The 18,537-nt window shown below is 61.0% G+C and carries 18 protein-coding genes; 4 read left to right on the top strand and 14 right to left on the bottom strand.

The window, feature by feature from the left end:
* Nucleotides 1-24: 24 nt before the first annotated feature.
* The 14 genes from AC1RN6_RS03070 to AC1RN6_RS03005 all read right to left on the bottom strand — a co-directional run bounded on the left by AC1RN6_RS03070 (nucleotide 25) and on the right by AC1RN6_RS03005 (nucleotide 13,841).
* On the bottom strand, nucleotides 25-717 hold the full coding sequence (locus tag AC1RN6_RS03070; protein WP_493002940.1) for a GntR family transcriptional regulator: 693 nt from the start codon (nucleotides 715-717) through the stop codon (nucleotides 25-27).
* Nucleotides 718-785: 68 nt separating this feature from the next.
* Entirely contained in the window at nucleotides 786-1,166 is a 381-nt protein-coding gene (gene hpxZ / locus AC1RN6_RS03065) for an oxalurate catabolism protein HpxZ (protein WP_493002939.1), read from the bottom strand.
* A complete protein-coding gene (locus tag AC1RN6_RS03060; RefSeq protein WP_493002937.1) occupies nucleotides 1,163-1,849 on the bottom strand; it encodes a cysteine hydrolase family protein in 687 nt (228 codons plus the stop codon). Before AC1RN6_RS03060 ends, hpxZ begins: the two co-directional genes overlap by 4 nt.
* A complete protein-coding gene (locus AC1RN6_RS03055) occupies nucleotides 1,846-3,444 on the bottom strand; it encodes an ABC transporter ATP-binding protein (RefSeq protein WP_493002935.1) in 1,599 nt (532 codons plus the stop codon). Before AC1RN6_RS03055 ends, AC1RN6_RS03060 begins: the two co-directional genes overlap by 4 nt.
* Before the next feature lie 2 nt (nucleotides 3,445-3,446).
* On the bottom strand, nucleotides 3,447-4,142 hold the full coding sequence (gene biuH / locus AC1RN6_RS03050; RefSeq protein ID WP_493002934.1) for a biuret amidohydrolase: 696 nt from the start codon (nucleotides 4,140-4,142) through the stop codon (nucleotides 3,447-3,449).
* Between the two features lie 15 nt (nucleotides 4,143-4,157).
* Nucleotides 4,158-5,078 carry an ABC transporter permease gene (locus tag AC1RN6_RS03045; RefSeq protein ID WP_493002932.1) on the bottom strand — a complete coding sequence of 307 codons (921 nt, stop codon included), beginning with the start codon at nucleotides 5,076-5,078 and terminating at the stop codon, nucleotides 4,158-4,160.
* Nucleotides 5,071-6,213 (bottom strand): ABC transporter permease, encoded by a 1,143-nt coding sequence (locus AC1RN6_RS03040; protein WP_493002931.1) that lies wholly within the window; start codon nucleotides 6,211-6,213, stop codon nucleotides 5,071-5,073. The genes AC1RN6_RS03045 and AC1RN6_RS03040 overlap by 8 nt, the downstream gene beginning before the upstream one ends.
* A 116-nt stretch (nucleotides 6,214-6,329) precedes the next feature.
* Entirely contained in the window at nucleotides 6,330-7,427 is a 1,098-nt protein-coding gene (locus AC1RN6_RS03035; protein ID WP_493002929.1) for a BMP family ABC transporter substrate-binding protein, read from the bottom strand.
* Nucleotides 7,428-7,500: 73 nt separating this feature from the next.
* Nucleotides 7,501-8,346 carry an ABC transporter ATP-binding protein gene (locus AC1RN6_RS03030; RefSeq protein WP_493002928.1) on the bottom strand — a complete coding sequence of 282 codons (846 nt, stop codon included), beginning with the start codon at nucleotides 8,344-8,346 and terminating at the stop codon, nucleotides 7,501-7,503.
* The gene (locus AC1RN6_RS03025) at nucleotides 8,343-9,200 is read right to left on the bottom strand and encodes an ABC transporter permease (RefSeq protein WP_493002926.1); all 858 of its coding nucleotides are present in this window, start codon (nucleotides 9,198-9,200) and stop codon (nucleotides 8,343-8,345) included. Before AC1RN6_RS03025 ends, AC1RN6_RS03030 begins: the two co-directional genes overlap by 4 nt.
* Before the next feature lie 2 nt (nucleotides 9,201-9,202).
* Entirely contained in the window at nucleotides 9,203-10,183 is a 981-nt protein-coding gene (locus AC1RN6_RS03020) for an ABC transporter substrate-binding protein (RefSeq protein ID WP_493003503.1), read from the bottom strand.
* A 113-nt stretch (nucleotides 10,184-10,296) separates the two neighbouring features.
* Nucleotides 10,297-12,126, bottom strand: coding sequence for an allophanate hydrolase (gene atzF / locus AC1RN6_RS03015; protein WP_493002925.1), 1,830 nt, complete (start codon nucleotides 12,124-12,126; stop codon nucleotides 10,297-10,299).
* Between the two features lie 311 nt (nucleotides 12,127-12,437).
* A complete protein-coding gene (locus AC1RN6_RS03010) occupies nucleotides 12,438-12,914 on the bottom strand; it encodes a YidB family protein (RefSeq protein ID WP_493002924.1) in 477 nt (158 codons plus the stop codon).
* Nucleotides 12,915-13,115: 201 nt separating this feature from the next.
* A complete protein-coding gene (locus AC1RN6_RS03005; protein WP_493002922.1) occupies nucleotides 13,116-13,841 on the bottom strand; it encodes a 16S rRNA (uracil(1498)-N(3))-methyltransferase in 726 nt (241 codons plus the stop codon).
* Between the two features lie 314 nt (nucleotides 13,842-14,155).
* Between AC1RN6_RS03005 and tkt the strand changes: the two genes are divergently transcribed.
* The 4 genes from tkt (at nucleotide 14,156) to AC1RN6_RS02985 (ending at nucleotide 18,445) form a co-directional block, all read left to right on the top strand.
* Nucleotides 14,156-16,150, top strand: a complete 1,995-nt coding sequence (gene tkt, locus AC1RN6_RS03000) for a transketolase (RefSeq protein WP_493002921.1) — start codon at nucleotides 14,156-14,158, stop codon at nucleotides 16,148-16,150.
* Nucleotides 16,147-16,725, top strand: a complete 579-nt coding sequence (locus AC1RN6_RS02995) for a GNAT family N-acetyltransferase (protein ID WP_493002920.1) — start codon at nucleotides 16,147-16,149, stop codon at nucleotides 16,723-16,725. The genes tkt and AC1RN6_RS02995 overlap by 4 nt, the downstream gene beginning before the upstream one ends.
* 9 nt (nucleotides 16,726-16,734) lie before the next feature.
* Nucleotides 16,735-17,748 (top strand): type I glyceraldehyde-3-phosphate dehydrogenase, encoded by a 1,014-nt coding sequence (gene gap, locus AC1RN6_RS02990; RefSeq protein ID WP_050475722.1) that lies wholly within the window; start codon nucleotides 16,735-16,737, stop codon nucleotides 17,746-17,748.
* Between the two features lie 199 nt (nucleotides 17,749-17,947).
* Nucleotides 17,948-18,445: a hypothetical protein gene (locus tag AC1RN6_RS02985; RefSeq protein WP_493002919.1), complete on the top strand. Its 498-nt coding sequence runs from the start codon at nucleotides 17,948-17,950 to the stop codon at nucleotides 18,443-18,445.
* The last annotated feature ends 92 nt before the right edge of the window (nucleotides 18,446-18,537 follow it).

Here is an 18,537-nt window from a genome sequence, read left to right as displayed (position 1 = left end):
GCGTCGGAATGACTTGTTCCGGCGCTAAGGCAGCGTTTTCAATTGTTCCTGGCGCGCCTCGGCCAGCATCCAGATGGTGATCTTGCGCACTTCCAGCTTGCTTTGCGTAATGTGGGCGCGCAGCAGGATCTGTGCTTCGGTAGCCTTGCGTTTGGCGATCAGCTTGAGGATCTTGCCGTGTTCCTCATAGGTCGCCAGCACGCGGTTCTTCTTCAGGAAGTCGAGGCGGCGCACGATGCGGATCTTTTCCGTTACTTCGGTGTGGATGCGCGTCATTTCCTCGTTGCCGGCGGCAGCGACCAGATTGGTGTGAAAACTCTCGTCCAGCTCGGCCACCTTGACGGCTTCGCTTTCGCGCTCTTCTTCCGGCACCAGCCAGACGGCGTTGAGTTCCTGCAGACCGGGCGAAGGATCGGGGTTCTGGCACAGACGCTCAAGTGCCGCCATTTCCAGCACGATGCGCAGGTCGTAGAGATTATCGAGACGGTCGAAATCGATCGGCCGCACCTTCCAGCCGCGGCGGAAACCGACATCCAGATAACCTTCACGCTGCATCCGGAACAGCGCGTCGCGCAGCGGCGTACGCGAGACGCCGTAGGACAGTGCCATCTCGGTTTCGGTGAAATTGTCGCCCGGCAGCAGGCGGAAATTGAAGATGTCTTCCTTGAGCCGGTTGTAAACCTGTTCAGCAAGCGGATTTGCAGCAGTTACGGTCATGGCGGAACGTCATCAATACAAAAAGGAAATCGGATCAATCGGGGTCAGATCGCCAGGTCGCCAGGGCGCTATTGCATCAGACTGACATGGGCGGCGACGATACGCCATCCTGCGTCCATGCGCACCCAGGTTTGCATCTGGCGGCCGATCTTATCCGAGTCGTCGGCGGTGAACTCGGTACTGACAGTAGCATAGTCGCTGCCGAAGGTCGTGACCACCGTGCGGTGCAGCTTGCGCGAAGGATGTACCGGTGCGCAGGTCTGGCGGTATTGGCGTATCGCTTCTCCACCCAGCAGGATTTCGCCTACGCCATAGCGCACCGTCTGCGGGTCGTACCAGAACCAACGGTCCAGCGCGGGCACATCGTGGATCAGCAGGGCGTGTTCATAGTCGGCAAAGGCTTGTGCGACTTCGTCAACGACATGCGGCAGATTGACTTGCGGATTCATGATACGGATTCTCCGGCGGTTTCTTTGAATGAGGCTTGCAGCGTAGACAGCGGCGCTTTCCAGCCGACGATGCCGCCTTGCGCGGTCAGCATGGCCAGCGTGGCCTGATGGAATACGGGGAAATAGCTGGCGCAGGCGTCTTCGACGATCAGGCATTCGTAGCCGCGATCGTTGGCTTCGCGCATCGAAGTCTGCACGCAGACTTCCGTCGTGACGCCGGCGAAGAGCAGGTGAGTGATCCCGCGCGCCTGCAATTGCGCGTGCAGGTCGGTGGCGTAGAAGGCACCCTTGCCGGGTTTGTCGATCACCAGCTCGCCATCTTGCGGCGCCAGCAGCGGCAGGATCTGGTTGCCCGGTTCGCCGCGCACCAGGATGCGCCCCATCGGGCCTTCATCGCCGATGCCCAATGAGGGATTGCCGCGCTTGAGTTTGGCCGGCGGACAGTCAGACAAGTCGGGTAAATGCGATTCGCGTGTGTGCACCACCAGCATGCCATGGTCACGCGCCAGCGCCAGCAGTTTTGCGACTGTAGGTACGATGATCGCCAGCGGCCGGACGTCGTTGCCGAGCACGCTGCCGAAGCCGCCTTCCTCGACAAAATCGCGCTGCATGTCGATCACCACCAGCGCCGTATGGCGGCTGTCGAATTGATAAGGGTAGGGAATGGCGTCGACGGTAATCATGCGGTCTCCAGTTGCGCGTTATGCCCAGATGCGGACGACGTCTCTCCGTGTTGGCCGTGGCCTGCCATCCAGCGTCCCAGTTCTGCGCGGTCGGCGCCGGCGGCGTCGGTCGCATGAACAATGGCACCGTCGGTCATGACGAGGATGCGGTCGGACAGTTCCAGCAATTCATCGAGATCTTCGCTGACCAGCAGGATCGCCGTACCCAGCGCACGCGCCTGCAACAGACGCGCATGGATATCTGCGACCGAAGCGAAGTCGAGGCCGAACACCGGATTGGCGACGATCAGGACGTTCACCGCATCTTCCTGCCGCGTCGAATCGCCCAGCTCGCGCGCCAGCACGGCGCGCTGCACGTTGCCGCCCGAGAGCGTGCCGATGGCGCGTTCCGGCAACGGCGGCTTGACGTTGAAGGCGGCGATCAGGGCCTGCGCCTGCTTGCGCATGGCGGCCCGATTGACGCTCCAGCGCAGCCAGCCGCTGCGGCGGAAGGGCGCCACGTCGAAGTTGCGCAGCGCCATGTTTTCGGCGACGTTCATGCCGGCGATGCAGGCGTTGCGCAGCGGTTCTTCCGGCAACGCAAAGACCTTGCGCTCACGCATTTCTGTGCGGCTGGCCTGGTAGTCGGTGCCGTTGATCTGCACTTCACCGGACAAGCGGCGGCGCTGGCCGAGCAGGGCTTCCACCAATTCTTTCTGGCCGTTGCCGGAGATGCCGGCCAGCCCGACGATCTCGCCGCGCTTCACCTGCAGCGACAGCGTATTGACGGCGGTGACGCCACGGTCGTTGAGTACCAGCAGAGAATCCACCTTCAGACCGACCGGCGCATCGGCAGGCACTTGCGGGCGGGCCGCGGCTTCTTTTTCGACGCGCGCCTGTCCCATCATCCAGTGTGCGAGTTCGGCGGGGCTGGTATCGGCCACGGCTGCACTGCCGACCAGACGTCCCTTGCGTAGCACCGTGACGTCGTCGGCGTAGGCTGTGACTTCGTGGAACTTGTGGGTGATCATCAGTACGGTCAGCTCTTCGCGGCGCGTCAGGTCGCGCATCAGTCCCAGCACTTCATCGGCTTCCTGCGGCGTGAGTACCGAGGTCGGTTCGTCGAGGATCAGCAGTCGGCGTCGCAGGTAGAGTTGCTTGAGGATTTCGAGCTTCTGTTTTTCACCGGCGGACAGGCTGCTGATGAGGCGGTCGAGGTCGAGCCGGAACGGCATCGCCTCCATGAATTCTTCCAGCGCCTGGCGTTCCAGATTCCAGTGGATGCGCCAGCGCATCAGGCCGCGCGCCAGCAGCAGATTTTCTGCGACAGTAAGGCTGGGCGCCAGCGTGAAGTGCTGATACACCATGCCGATGCCCAGCGTGTTGGGCACGCGCGGACCGCGGATTTCCACTTCGCGGCGGTCGGCCTGGATGATGCCCTGATCGAGCGGGCTGTAGCCGACCAGGCCTTTGACCAGTGTACTTTTCCCCGCACCGTTTTCGCCAAGCAGTGCGTGGATGGTGCCGGCCTTGATCTTGATCGAGACCTCATCCAGCGCGCGGAATTCGCCGAAGGATTTGCCGGCGCCGATGACTTCCAGCTCGAGCGCGTGCATGATTATTTTCCTATCGTTTGCAGCAGCGAGGGCGAATCGGACACCGCGCCGAACACGCCGCCCTGCATCTTGATCATCGATAGCGCCGCCAGATGATTGTTGTGATCGGTGGCGCCGCAGCAGTCGGCCAGCATCACGCATTCGAAGCCGCGATCGTTGGCTTCGCGCATGGTGGTGTGGACGCAGACGTCGGTGGTGATGCCGGTCAGGATCAAATTGCGGATGCCGCGCGTGTGCAGCACCAGTTCCAGATCGGTGGCGCAGAACGAGCCCTTGCCGGGTTTGTCGATGATGATTTCGCCAGGCAGGGGAGCCAGTTCCGGAATGATTTCCCAGCCAGGTTCGCCGCGCACGAGGATCTTGCCGCACGGACCGTCATCACCGATGCCGACGCCGTTGGTGCCGATCTGGCGCGAGCGCCAGCGCTTATTGGCGGGCAGATCGGACAGATCCGGGCGATGGCCTTCGCGCGTGTGGATGATGGTGTAGCCGCCGGCACGCATGGCGGTGAGCACGTTCTTGATCGGCGCGATCGGCGCGCGCGTGAGCGACAGGTCGTAGCCCATCTTGTCGACGTAGCCGCCGATGCCGCAGAAGTCGGTCTGCATGTCGATCACGATCAGTGCAGTATTGCCCGGCTTCAGTGCGCCGTCGTAGGGCCATGCATAAGGTTCGGCTTTAATGAACAATTCGGACATGTCGTTTCTCCTGATTTATCTGGTAAGACTGAGTTCGCCCGGCGCGCTCGACAGCGTGCGGTCGGGACGGCAGGTAATGATCATGATCAGCAAGGTCAGCGCGTAAGGCGCAGCGTTGAACAGGTAATAGCCCGAGGTCACGCCGACCGCCTGCAAGGCCGGGCCGAGCGCGCCGGCGGCGCCGAACAGCAAGGCTGCGAGCAGACAGCGCAGCGGTTGCCAGCGCGCAAAAATCACCAGCGCCACCGCCATCAGGCCTTGTCCGCTGGACAGGCCTTCGTTCCAGCTACCGGGGTAATAGAGAGAAAGATAAGCGCCGCCCACCGCCGCCAGAAAACCGCCGCAGGCCGTCGCGATGATGCGCGTCAGATTGATGCGATAACCGAGGGCGCGTGCGGTTTCGGCATGATCGCCGACCAGGCGCAATGCCAGTCCCCAGCTGGTGCTCGACAAGCCCCATTGCAGCGCCGCCGCCAGCAGCACACCGATCAGAAACAGAGCATTGATCTGCAGCGCATGATGGATTTGAGGATTGCTGCTCCAGCCGCCGAGATCGATCGACGGCAGCATCGTCGCTTGCGGCTGGATGAACGGCTTGCCGAGGAAGAAGGCGAGGCCGGTGCCGAGCAGCATCAGCGCAATGCCGAAGGCGATGTCGTTGACGCGCGGCAGCGAACACACCAGCCCGTGCAAGGTGCCGAGCAGCATGCCGGAGACGCCCGCCGCCAGCACGCCCAGCCAGGCCGAACCGGAGAAGAAGGAGACTGCATAACCGGTCATCGCACCGCACACGAGAATGCCTTCCAGACCGAGATTCACGCGGCCGCCTTTTTCGGTCAGGCATTCGCCCAGGCTGACGAAGAGGAAGGGCGTGCCGACCCGGATCGCGCCGGCGAACAAGGCCAGCAGCAGCGTGGTGAAATCGAAATCAGACATGGCTGGTCTCCGCGACAGTGGCCGGCAAGGGTTGCGCCTGCTGCTGCCAGCGCGTCTTCAGTGCGCCGAGGCGGCCGGTGATCGCTTCCCATGCCAGCAGGTTGCAGAACAGCAGTCCCTGCAACACCAGCGTAGTGGCGTCGGGTAGATCGAGGCGGCGTTGCAGCAGGCTGCCGCTGGCTTCGACGCCGCCGATGACGACGGCGCAGACGATGATGGCGAGCGGATTCTGGCGCGCAGCAAAGGCAACCAGAATGCCGCTGAATCCATAGCCTGCCAGCAGCGCGCTGTTGGCGCTGCCATGCACGGCGGTGACTTCAAACATGCCGGCCAGACCCGCTGCAGCGCCACCCATGGCGCAGGCGATGACGACCAGCCGATTGACCGGCAGGCCGACCAGGCGTGCGGTGCGGCCGTTGCCGCCGGCAATCGCCATGGCAAAACCGGTCACGCTATGGCGCAGAAAAATCCATGCCGCCACACAAGCCAGCGCACCCCATACCAATCCCCAGTGCACGTCGAGGCCGGGCAGGGGATTGATCAGATAGGCGTCCGGCAGCGGCACTGTCGACGGTTTGTTGAGACTGGCCGGATCGCGCAGCGGACCTTCGACCAGATGTTTGAACAATGCGACCGCGATGTAAGAAAGCAGCAGGCTGGAGATGGTTTCGTTGACGCCGCGCCATTGCCGCAGAGCGCCGCATAGCGCGATCCAGAGTCCACCGGCGATCATGGCCACGATGGCCATGGCCGGCAGCATGATCCAAGGCGACAGCGCGGGTAAAAAAGAGGGAAGCACGGCGGCAAACAATCCACCCATTGCCAGCGCACCTTCGCCGCCAATGACGATCAGGCCGACGCGTGCCGGCAACGCTACGCATAGCGCGGTCAGCAGCAAGGGTGCTGCGCGTTGCAGCGTATTTTGCCAGGCGAACATGGAGCCGAAGGCGCCCTGGAAGATCAGCAGGCAAGCTTCGGTCGCGGGCTTGCCCTGCACCAGAAGAAACAACACGAACAGCAACAGTGCGCCGGCCAGTGCGCACAGCGTGGGCAATACCGGCGCCAGCGCGACGGCGGCACGGGCCCTAAGCCTTAAAGTGAAAACACTGTTTTCCGCGCGGTCGTGTGTGGTCATGGCGATCGATGAACGTGAAGGGCGAGAAAAATATTGCGGAGGTAGGCAAGGCGCGTTGCAGCGATCCGTCTCCGTCGCTGCAACGCGCTGCCGTCTCACATTGCGCTAAGCAGTTTTCATACCTGGCCGACGACGCCCGCCACCAGATAATTCATCTTCTCCAGCGCGACGTCGGTCTGCACCTGCGTGGTGCCGGCCGGAATCACCACCGCGCCCTTGTTATCCTTGATCGGTCCCTTGAAGATCTGGAATTTGCCGGCCAGCATTTGCGCCTTCACGTCGTCGGCTTTCTTCTTGGCAGCGGCGCTGACGTTGGCGCCGTAGGGCGACATCTTGACGAAGTTGTCCTTCAGGCCGCCGCGCAGGAAGTTGATCATCGGCTTGCCTTCGACCGTCGCCTTGACGATTTCTGTGTAGGGCGTGGCCCAGTTCCACTCGGCGCCGGTGAGATAGCCCTTGGGCGCGAGCGCGGCCTGGCTGGCGTGATAGCCGCAGGTCATGATGCCGCGCTTCTCGGCGGTTTCGACGATGACCTTGGGGCCGTCGACGTGGCAGGTGATGACGTCGCAACCCTGGTCGATCAGGCTGTTGGCGGCTTCTGCTTCCTTGACCGGCAGCGACCAGTCGCCGGTGAAGATCACGTGCGTGGTGATCGATGGATCAACCGATTGCGCGCCCAGCGTGAAGGCGTTGATGTTGCGCAGCACCTGCGGAATCGGCTTGGCGGCGATGAAGGCCAGCTTCTTGGACTTGCTCATGTAGCCGGCAACCACGCCGGACAGGTATTCGCACTCTTCGATGTAGCCGAAGAAGCTGCCGACATTCAGCGGATGCTTGCCTTGGGTCCACAAGCCGCCGCAGTGGGCAATGCGCACCTTGGGATATTTCTCTGCGACTTTCAGCACGTGCGGATCGAAGTAGCCGAACGAGGTCGGGAAGATCAGCGATGCGCCGTCTTGCTGGATCATCGCTTCCATGGTCTTTTGCACGGCCACGGTTTCAGGCACTTTCTCTTCTTCAATGACCTTGATGCCGGGCATTTTCTTGATGATCGCGGCCGCTTGCGCATGCGACTGGTTGTAGCCGAAATCGTCGCGCGCGCCGACGTAGATGAAGCCGACCGTCAACGGTGCGGCAGCCAGCAGGTCCAGCGGAAATGCTGCGCCCAGTGCAGCGGCGCCGGTCAGTTTGAGAAAGTCACGACGGTTGTTCATCTTTGGCTCCAGTCAAGGGAAACGTTGATAGTGTTGTTGGCAAAGTGGTGTTCAAAAAAAATCATGCAGCAAATTATTTGGGCGGTTGCGCCGTGGCTTCGCGCCGGACTTCCGTCTGGAAAATCTCCAGGCTCATCTTCTTGGCTTCGATGAAGCGCGGTTGTGTCAGGGTCTCCACCGTACGCGGACGGGCATCGTCGTAATGCAGGATGTGTGCCACCTTGGTCGGACGCTTGGTCAGCAGCAGGATCTCGTCGGCGAGATAGACGGCTTCTTCCAGATCGTGCGAGACCAGCATCATGGTGGTGCCGGTTTGCATGAAGACTTCCTGCAGCTTTTCACGGATGAACAGCGTCATCTCAAAGTCGAGCGCCGAGAACGGCTCGTCTAGAAACAGCACCTCCGGCCCCGGCGCCAGCGCGCGCATGATGGAGGCGGTCTGCTGCTGTCCGCCGGACATTTCATACGGATAGCGGTTGAGGTCGAACTTGACGTCGAAGGAGGCGACCAGTTCTTCCACGCGGCGGTTGATCTCGACCTTGGATTTGCCTTCCAGCTTGAGCGGATAGGCGATGTTGTCGATGGTGCGCAGCCACGGGAACATCGCTTCGCGATAGTTCTGGAAAACGTAGCCGATCTTGGTGTCGGCCAGCGACTTGCCGTCGAACAGGATCTGGCCCGAGTCGATCGGAATCAGACCGGCGATCATGTTGATCAGCGTCGACTTGCCGCAGCCATTGGGACCGAACACCGAGACGATCTTGTTCTTCGGGATGTCGAGATTGAAATCCTCGTACAGCGGCCAGCCTGCGAAATATTTGGTCAGGCCGCGGATTGTGATGTGCGTGCCGGGCGGGCCGGGAACGAAGGGAACGACCGGCTCTTCATATTTCAGTTTTGGGGAAATGACGACGCTCATCTTCCGCTCCAGTGGACGATACGTTTTTCAATCACGATGAACACCACGTTCAGGGCATAGCCGAGCGCGCCGGCAGCCAGGATGGCGGCATACATTTCGCGGACATTCAGCACTTGCTGGGCGTCGATGATCTTGTGACCAAGACCGTTTTCGGAGCCGATGAACATCTCGGCCACGATCACGATCACCAGCGCCATCGACACCGCGCTGCGCAGGCCGACGAAGGTCGGTTGCAGGCTTTCCCACAGCAGCACATCCTTGAAGATCTGCCAGCGCGACGCGCCCATGACCTTGGCCGCCATCACGCGCTGCTTGCGCGCGTTGAGCACGCCGTAAGCGCTGTTGAACAGCACGATCAGCAGCGCGCCGAACGCAGCGATGGCAACCTTGTTGATGTCCGACACGCCGAAGATCAGCAGGAACAGCGGGATCAACGCCGACGACGGCGTCGAGCGGAAGAAGTCGATCAGGAACTCCACACTGCGATAAGCGCGTTCATTACTGCCCAGCAGTACGCCGAGCGGCACGCCCACTACGGCGGCGATGACGAAGGCTTCCAGCGTACGCATCACGGTCACCAGAAAATCCACAAGCAGCGGGCCGCCGGCGAGACCGTTGACCAGCGTGATCAGCGTCGCCGCAGGCGTCGGCAGCAGGATCGCCTTGATCCAGCCGGCGCGCACCACCAGGTCCCAGATGATGAACAAGGCAATCGGGCCGACGATGGGCAGGAGCTTGCCGAAGGACGGCGGCGTGCGGCGCTTCTTGGCAACCGGCGCTGCTTTGATTTCAGCCGCCTGTGCGGTTGCAGCGTCCGGCGTCGAGGAGCCGTCAGCAGTGAGGGAGTCGGCCATGATCAACCCTTGTAAAGAAGTGAATCCACCATCACGCGCGAAGCGAAGATGCCCTTGTCCACGAACAGGTCGTAGAACTTCTGGAAGTAGGCGACGTCGCTGGCCTTGAACTCGTTGTAGAGCATGTAGGACGCCAGCGGTACTTCATTGGTGAGCGAGCCTTCGATGGCGGTGTAGCCCTTGAGGTAAGGACGCGCCTTGTCCGGTGTCTTGCGGATCAGCTCGATGCCGCGGGTGTAGGCGGCGATGTATTTTTTGGTTTCCGCCGGATGCTTCTTGATGAAGTCCGTGGTCAGTGCGGCGGCACCGCCATGCCATGGCGCGCTCGGATTGCCGAGGATGTACTTGGCGATGACGCCGGTTTCGAGCACGCGGGTGGTGTTGTTCATGCGACCGACGGTGCCGGTCGGTTCCAGCGTGTAGACGGCGTCGACCTGGCCGGCGGCGAGCGCGGCGACGTGCTGGCCGATCGGCAGTTCGGTGACGGTGGCGCCGGTTGCACCTGCGCGTTCGAGCACGGTCTTGGCCAGCGTGACGTTCTGGATGCCGGGACCGGAGGCGACCTTCTTGCCCTTGAGTTCCGCGATCGATTTGATGGTGCTGTCCTTCGGCACCAGAAATTCGTCGAGCACGTATTGCGCATTGCTCGGATTGGTCGCGAAGATCTTGAACAATCCCGGCTGGGCGATTTCACCGATGGCCAGATTGCCGGCGCCGGTGCCGTTGGCCGAGCCATCGGCGCGACCCGACAACATCGCTTCCATCACTTGCTGTGCACCAGCGAATTTGATCGGCTGTACGTCGAGACCGGCTTCCTTGAAGTAACCGGCTTCCACGGCAGCATAGAAGGGCAGGCCGGCGGCGACAGGCCAGTAGCCGATGCGGATCGGGACACTTTGTGCGCGCAAAATGGCAGGCGCGCCGCCCAACGCCAGCGTGGTTGCGACCGTACCCGCGGTGCCGAGAAAGCGGCGGCGCTGCATGGATTCAGCCTGCGGTTCAGCTTGCGTTGCGAGATTACTTGTCGTGTCCGGTTGTGCTGTCTTTTTCATGCTGGCTCCGTGAGTTGGGGGCGGAAATAAGTGTGAGAACTGGGTCAGATCTTTGCGGCGAGGTAGGCGATCCAGCCGCCGTAGCCGGTGATGTCGCGTGCGTTGTCGAGTGCTGCCGGCTCGCAGATGAAGCCTTTCACGTTGCTGCCGTCGGCCAGCTCCATGGTGCCGATGCCGAGCGGCGCCGGAATCGCGGCGACGAAGCTGCCGAAATTGCGCAGCGGCATTTCCCAGACTTCGCTGACGATGGCGGCACCGTCGTCGCCATTGGTACGCACCAATCCCGGCTTGGCCGGTGTCGTGTTGGCGAGTGCGTAGAGGCGATAGTGTTTGCTGGTGGTGGTGCTGGCATGCAGGCGAGCACCGGCTTCCAGCAATTGCCAGTTCAGCGGCTGGCCGCTCAGATGCGCACCGACTACGCCGACTTTGACTGTAGGTTCGTTAAAGGGCAGTGGCGCGGCGGCGACGGCATCGGCTTGGGCTGCGCCGCCCAGCAATTGCTGGAACTGCGCACCCGCTTCCGCCAGCAGATGATCGGACCCGGCCGGACCGATCAGCGTGATCCCTGCAGGCAGGCCATCCTTGCGCCACACCGCAGGAATCGCCAGCGCGGCCATGTCCATCAGGTTGACGAAGTTGGTGTAGTAGCCGAGCTGCGAATTGCGCACGATGGGATCGGCCTCCACTGCGGCGATGGTCGGCATGGTGGTGGTGGTCGGCACCAGCAGCAGGTCGGTGTTTTGCAGCAGGGTCTCGGCTTCGCGGCGCAGTTCGGCCAGGCGGTATTGGCCGTTGAAGGCATCGACCGCATCGAACTTGTCGGACTGCTCGGTGATCTCTCTTACCACCGGATGAATCGCTTCTTTATGGGCGTCAAAGAAATCGCCCAGCGCAGCGCGGCGTTCCGCCACCCAAGGACCTTGATACAGCAATTGCGCGGCGTCGGTGAAGGCGTCGAAAGGAATGCGCGTGATGCTGACGCCGGGCATGGCGGTGATTTTTTCCAGTGCCTGTTCGTAGGCCAGCCTGGCGTTGTCGTCGCCATAGAATTCCGGTTTTTGCGGCACGGCGATGCGGTAGCCGCGGCGCTTCACGCCGAGCATCGCCGGGCTGCGCGAATAGGCGTCGCCGGCGTCGAATCCTGCCGCGCTTTGCAATACGCGCCAGGCGTCGGCGACGTCATGCGCGAAGATGGAAATGCAGTCGAGCGTGCGGCAAGCCGGGAACATGCCGCTGGAACTGAGCAGGCCGCGTGTCGGTTTTAACCCCACCAGATTGTTGAAGGCCGCCGGCACGCGGCCGGAGCCGGCGGTGTCGGTGCCGAGCGAAAATAGCACTTGTCCCAGCGCGACCGCAACGGCTGAACCGGAGCTGGAGCCGCCCGAGACATATTCCGGCCGCAGCGAGTTGCGCACGGCGCCATACGGCGAGCGCACACCGACCAGGCCGGTGGCGAACTGGTCCAGATTGGTCTTGCCGACCAGCAGCGCACCAGCCTGTTGCAGGCGCGCGACCACGGTGGCGCTGACTTGCGGGACATGGCTGAATTCGGGGCAGGCGGCGGTGGTCGTCATTTCGGCGACGTCGATGTTGTCTTTCACCGCGAACGGGATGCCGAACAGCGGCAGCGATTCGAACACGGCCTCGCCCTTGATTTGCAACATCAGATCAAGCGCTGCCGCCTGCTGTTTGAGTGTTTTTGCCGGCACGCGGCTGATCCAGACTTCGCTGCGATCAGAGTGCTCGATTTGTGTGAGGAGGTCACCAATCAATTTGCCGGGAGTGAGGCTGCCGGCGCGATACGAAGCCAGTACATCGGCGATCGTCCGTTGTGGAGATTGGGTGGAATTTTGGCGGAGAGTATTTGCTGACATGTTTATATTCATTCTTGAATACAAGATGAAAAACATTAAGCAGGTACTGTGCCAGCGAGATTTTCAGGGTTTGAAAATGATGGGTCGGGAAAGTGGAAAGAGCCGGAATCGCACTGTAGTAGCCGGTTAAACGGTTGCGCGCGGTTTGGATGGGCGCCGCAAAAGGGCGGAGCCGGGATCGGGGATGGAGTCTCGGGGTGATCCGAACTGGCGCAGTTTGTGATGCCAAACTGGTGCCTGCACCAGTTTTCGGTGCAGGCGAGGGTTTTATATGGTCATGGATACTTACCTATTGGTAAGTTGGGGGTGAATTAAGCAGATTTGCCGCCGAGAAAGCCGCCCAGCAGATTGCCGATTTCAGATCCGAGGTCACCGCCGACGGATTCAGGTACCTGACCGTTGGGTGTCAGATGATCGACCAGCCCGGGAAGAATCTGCGCCAGATGACCGGCGATGTCGCCTTGCGGAATGCCGGTGGCTTGCGCCAGGCCGCTTAACTGATCGTCGCCCAGCGCCTGCGACACCTGGTCGCCGGAGACGGGTTGGTTCTGGCCGGTGCCGATCCAGGAGTCCACGATCTGCCCAAGACCGGCGTTTTGCAGCGTACCGAGCAGACCGCCCAGTCCACCCAGTCCGCCTAAACCACCCGGTGCGCTGCCGCCGGACTGATTGTTGGCGAGCATGCTCAATACGGCTTGAATCAATGCCGCCTTGGGATCGGCGGGTGCGCCGGAGGCATCGCCTGCATTGTTATTGAGTGCGCCAAGTACGCTGTCGAGTAAGCCCATGAAATTCTCCAGAATCAAAAGTGAGGAAGGCTTGCCGCCCACGATGCGGATCGCCGCAACGGTGACGCAAGCAAATTGGCAAGCTGGTACAACGGTCTGTCGCTCTCCGGCGTTGTCGAAGGATGTCGAGATACCCCGGCTTTCGGTTCTTCTGCGCTTCCTTCGTTCCTCTCCCTTTTTATCCTTATTTGGAACCTTTAATTACATCTCGCCCCAGATCGCGTTGATTGCCGCCAGGGCGCTCAGGCCGGCGGTTTCGGTGCGCAGCACGCGCGGGCCCATGGACAGCATCAGCGCACCGTGGTCGCAGGCCAGGTTTTCTTCGGCATCGGTAAAGCCGCCTTCCGGACCGACAATCAGGCTCAGCGCCTGCGCCGGATGGTGACGCGCCCAGTCCGACAGCGATTGTTCGCCGCGCGGCGACAGCAGGATGCGTTTGTGCAGGTCGCTCTGGCCGATCCAGCTGTTGAAGTCGGTCAGCGGCGACAGTTGCGCCAGCCGATTGCGGCCGCTTTGCTCGGCGGCGGCGTGGATGATGCCTTGCCAGTGGCTTTGCTTCTTTTCGGCGCGTTCGGTATTGAGGCGCACCACGCAGCGCTGTGCGGCCAGCGGCTGGATGGCTGTGACGCCGAGTTCGACGGCTTTTTCGATGATCCAGTCCATTTTGGACCCTTCCGGCAGGGCTTGCGCCAGCGTGACGGCATAGGACAGTTCCGCTTCGCGCGGGGAAAAGGTCTTGACCTCGGCGTAGACGCGCTTTTTTTCCATTTGGGTAATGACGGCGGTGTATTCGCCGCCTTCCCCGTTGAACAGCGTAATGGGATTGCCGGCCTGCATCCGGATTACCTGGACGTGATGCGCAACCTGGTCGGGCAGGGCGAGCGTCGTACCGATGGCGAGCGGGTCGGGGCAATAAAAGCGGGGCATGATCAACGGGTCCTGATGAGTGAGAGCGGTCAAATGAACAATTATGGGCGCCGGTCCGGCAGATAAAACGCAAGGGAAATTTGCGGAGTGCCTTCGGGTATGCTTTTTCGGCCCTGGCGGCGACGCTTGATTTTAATTCTTCGGGCTACTGTCTGGTAAAATAGTTGGCTCAGTCTGGCTTGGTCCGGGAGTTCATCCGGGTCGACCGGCAAGGCATTCGAAATGCGCGTTAATGACGGCAAACCGCAGCTATCTCGCGGAAACCGCCAGAACGGCAATGATTCGACCGCAATCCGCAACTCTTTGACATCGACATGACTTCCACACTCCCTACCGACAAGATGGCCAACGCGATCCGCGCGCTGGCAATGGACGCAGTACAAAAAGCAAACTCAGGACACCCAGGCGCGCCGATGGGGATGGCGGAAATCGCAGTCGCATTGTGGGCCAAGCACTATCGCCACAATCCGGCCAATCCGCAATGGGCCAACCGTGATCGTTTCGTGTTGTCGAACGGACATGGTTCGATGCTGCAATACGCCTTGCTGCACCTGACCGGCTACGACCTGCCGATGGAAGAGATCAAGAACTTCCGCCAACTGCATTCCAAGACTGCCGGTCATCCGGAAGTCCACATCACGCCGGGCGTGGAAACCACCACCGGTCCGCTGGGCCAGGGCGTCACCAACGCCGTCGGCATGGCGCTGGCTGAAAAGCTGCTGGCTGCTGAATTCAACAAGCCCGACCTGGCTGTGGTCGATCACTATACGTACGCTTTTGTCGGCGACGGTTGCCTGATGGAAGGCATCTCGCACGAAGCCTGCTCGCTGGCCGGTACGCTGCGCCTGTCCAAGCTGATCGTGCTGTACGACGACAATGGCATCTCCATCGACGGCCACGTTGAAGGCTGGTTCAAGGACGACACCCCGAAGCGTTTCGAAGCTTACGGCTGGAACGTGATTCCCGCGGTCGACGGCCACAATGTCGAAGCGGTCAATTCCGCCATTCATCAAGCCAAGCTGTCCGACAAACCGACCCTGATCTGCTGCAAGACCGTGATCGGCAAGGGCTCGCCAAATCTGGCCGGCACTGACAAGGTCCACGGCGCGGCATTGGGCGACAAGGAAGTTGCTGCTGTGCGCGAAGCGCTGGGCTGGACTTCGGCGCCGTTTGAAATTCCTGCCGACATCTATTCCGCATGGGACGGCAAGGCGCAAGGCCAGCAACTGGAAGCCGACTGGAACAAGCTGTTCCAGGCTTACCAGGCCAAGTACCCGACCGAAGCCGCCGAACTGGTGCGCCGCCTGAAGGGTGAGCTGCCGGCCGGTTTCGACGCGGCGGTGCAGGCTTACATTGCCAGCACCATCGAAAAGAAAGAAACCATCGCCACCCGCAAGGCCAGCCAGAACGCGATCCAGGCTTACGCACAAGTGCTGCCTGAATTCCTCGGCGGTTCAGCCGACCTGACCGGTTCCAACCTGACCAACTGGAAAGAATCGGTGGCTGTGCGTGCCGACGTCGCCGGCAACCACATCAACTACGGTGTGCGCGAATTCGGCATGAGCGCGATCATGAACGGCATTGCCCTGCACGGCGGTTACATCCCGTTCGGCGCGACTTTCCTGACCTTCTCCGATTACAGCCGCAATGCGTTGCGCATGGCTGCGCTGATGCAGATCCGCTCGCTGTTCGTGTTCACGCATGACTCGATCGGCCTGGGTGAAGATGGTCCGACGCACCAATCAGTGGAACATGTTTCGAGCCTGCGTCTGATCCCGAATCTGGACAACTGGCGTCCATGCGACACGGTTGAATCGGCTGTGGCGTGGGAACAGGCGGTCAAGCGCAACGACGGTCCGAGCACGCTGATTTTCTCGCGTCAGAACCTGCCGTATCAGGAACGTACAGCGCAACAAGTGGCCGACATCAAGCGTGGCGGCTACATCCTGAAAGAAGCCAAGGACGCCAAGGTGATCCTGATTGCTACCGGTTCGGAAATCGAACTGGCGGTCAAGGCAGCCGATGAACTGGCAGCGCAAGGCATTCCGGCACGCGTCGTGTCGATGCCATGTACCGACGTGTTCGATCGTCAGGATGCCGCTTACAAGGCAAGCGTCCTGCAGCGCGGCGTGCCGCGCGTGGCGATCGAAGCCGGCGTGACTTCGACATGGTACAAGTATGTCGGTCTGGAAGGCGCAGTGGTCGGTATCGACACCTTCGGTGAATCGGCGCCGGCAGGCGTGCTGTTCAAGCATTTCGGCTTCACCGTCGAAAACGTCGTCGCCAAGGCCAAGCTGATCCTGGCATGAGTGTGACCGGCAACGACATCATCAACGTCGTCGGTCCGGTAACGGTCCGGCGCGCGACGGTAGACGATGCTGCCCTGATCGCTCAGGTGCGCATCGACAGCTGGCGTGCCGCCTACCGCGGCATGATCCCGGATGCCTATCTGGACGGCATGAAACTGGAAGACAGCACGCGCATGTGGACGCGCGTGTTGAGTGCCGCATCCGATGCGGCCTGCACCTTCGTGGCGGAAGTCGAAGGTGAACTGGTCGGTTTCGCCGCCGGCATCACGCTGGCGCAACGCAAGCTCGATTTCGATGCCGAACTGACGGCGTTATATGTCTTACCTTCAGCTCAGCGCGCCGGCATCGGCCGCCGCTTGCTGACTGAAGTGGCCGCAACACTGGGCGCGGCAGGCGCGCCCAACATGCTGGTCTGGGTGCTGGCGCAAAACGGCAAGGCGCGCGATTTTTACGCACATCTCGATGCGCAGCTGCTGGCAGAACAGACCTTCAAGTGGGATGAGCTGGATTTGATCGAAGTCGCCTACGGCTGGCGCGACATCAGTTCGGTTGGAAAAATTACTACTGTTTCTTAAGGAGAAAACATGACTATCCGCGTTGCAATCAATGGCTACGGCCGTATCGGCCGCAATATCCTCCGCGCTCACTACGAAGGCGGTAAAAAACACGACATCGAGATCGTGGCCATCAATGATCTGGGCGATCCAAAAACCAACGCCCATCTGACCCAATACGACACCACCCACGGCAAGTTCCCCGGCACCGTGACAGTCGACGGCGACTCCATCGTCGTCAACGGCGACCGCATCAAGGTGCTGGCGCAGCGCAACCCGGCAGAACTGCCATGGGGCGAACTGGGCGTTGACGTCGTCCTGGAATGCACCGGCTTCTTCACGACAAAAGAAAAGGCCAGCGCTCACCTGAAGGGCGGCGCCAAGAAAGTCATCATCTCCGCACCGGGCGGCAAGGACGTGGACGCGACTGTCGTGTTCGGCGTCAACAACGGCGTGCTGAAGGCAAGCGACACCGTGATCTCCAACGCATCGTGCACTACCAACTGCCTGGCGCCGCTGGTTCAGCCGCTGCATGAAAAGATCGGTCTGGTCAACGGCCTGATGACAACCGTCCACGCTTACACCAACGACCAGGTCCTGACTGACGTGTACCACGAAGACCTGCGCCGCGCGCGCTCGGCTACCCAATCGATGATCCCGGCCAAGACCGGTGCTGCTTCCGCAGTCGGCCTGGTGCTGCCAGAACTGAACGGCAAGCTGGACGGCTACGCGATCCGCGTTCCGACCATCAACGTTTCGATCGTCGACCTGTCGTTCATCGCTGCACGCGATACGACTGTGGACGAAGTCAACGCCATCATGAAGGCCGCTTCCGAAGCCGGTCCGCTGAAGGGCATCCTGACTTACAACACCGAGCCGCTGGTGTCCGTCGACTTCAACCACAATCCGGCATCGTCGAATTTTGACTCGACCCTGACCAAGGTCTCCGGCCGTCTGGTCAAGGTTTCGTCGTGGTACGACAACGAATGGGGCTTCTCGAACCGCATGCTGGACACGACTGTGGCGCTGGTTTCGGCAAAATAAGGAGCGTCCCACCGGGCATTTCTCATTGATCCGGCCTAATTGGGCTTCTTTTCATCGCATGCTTGTCAGGCGTTGTCTAAGAAAATACAGTGGGCGGATCAATTACCAGACTTGCTGACGCGTTCTGGAAAGGCTGTTGCGAATCCGTTTGCGACAGCCTTTTTGTTGACGGTTTAATAATAATCAATCGAGGGATGTAATGTCATCGTCACCTTTTTCTATAGTGCGTAGCCACGGCGTCAAACTGATGGGCATGCTGGCGCTAAGTCTGACGCTGAGCGCTTGCGACTATGTCGCCAGTTTCAGCAAACCGAAACAGACACCGGAGGAAGCCAAGGCCGAAGGCATCGCTCTGGGCGCCGGCTGCCGTCAGGCCGGCCAAAGCCTGGAAGACTGCTATCAACGCAATCCCGACAGCCTGAAGGCGGGTATTTTCGCCGGCTGGAAGGACATGCACGAATACATGGCGGCCAAGAACATCCAGACCGTTGCACCGCCACCGCCGCCAGCGGCTGACAAGCCGGATGCCGAAGCGGATGCCGCCAAGGATGCGCCGAAAGATGACCGCGCCGCGCGCCGTGAGCGCCGTGAACGTGAGCGAGCCGAAAAAGACAAGGACGCCTCCAAGAGCAAGGATAGCGATAGCGACTCCAAAAGTAGCAGGAAAAACCGCGATGACGGTTCCTCCAAAAAATAAGCAGGCAATCCTTGGCATCGACAAGATGCGTCTGAACAGAGATTGATTCAGATATTGATAGGCTGTGATGTTTGTCATGACGCCCCGCCAGC

This window comes from Herbaspirillum sp. GW822-FHT03A08 (assembly GCF_058801885.1).
This window is presented reverse-complemented; position numbering and strand designations above follow the sequence as displayed.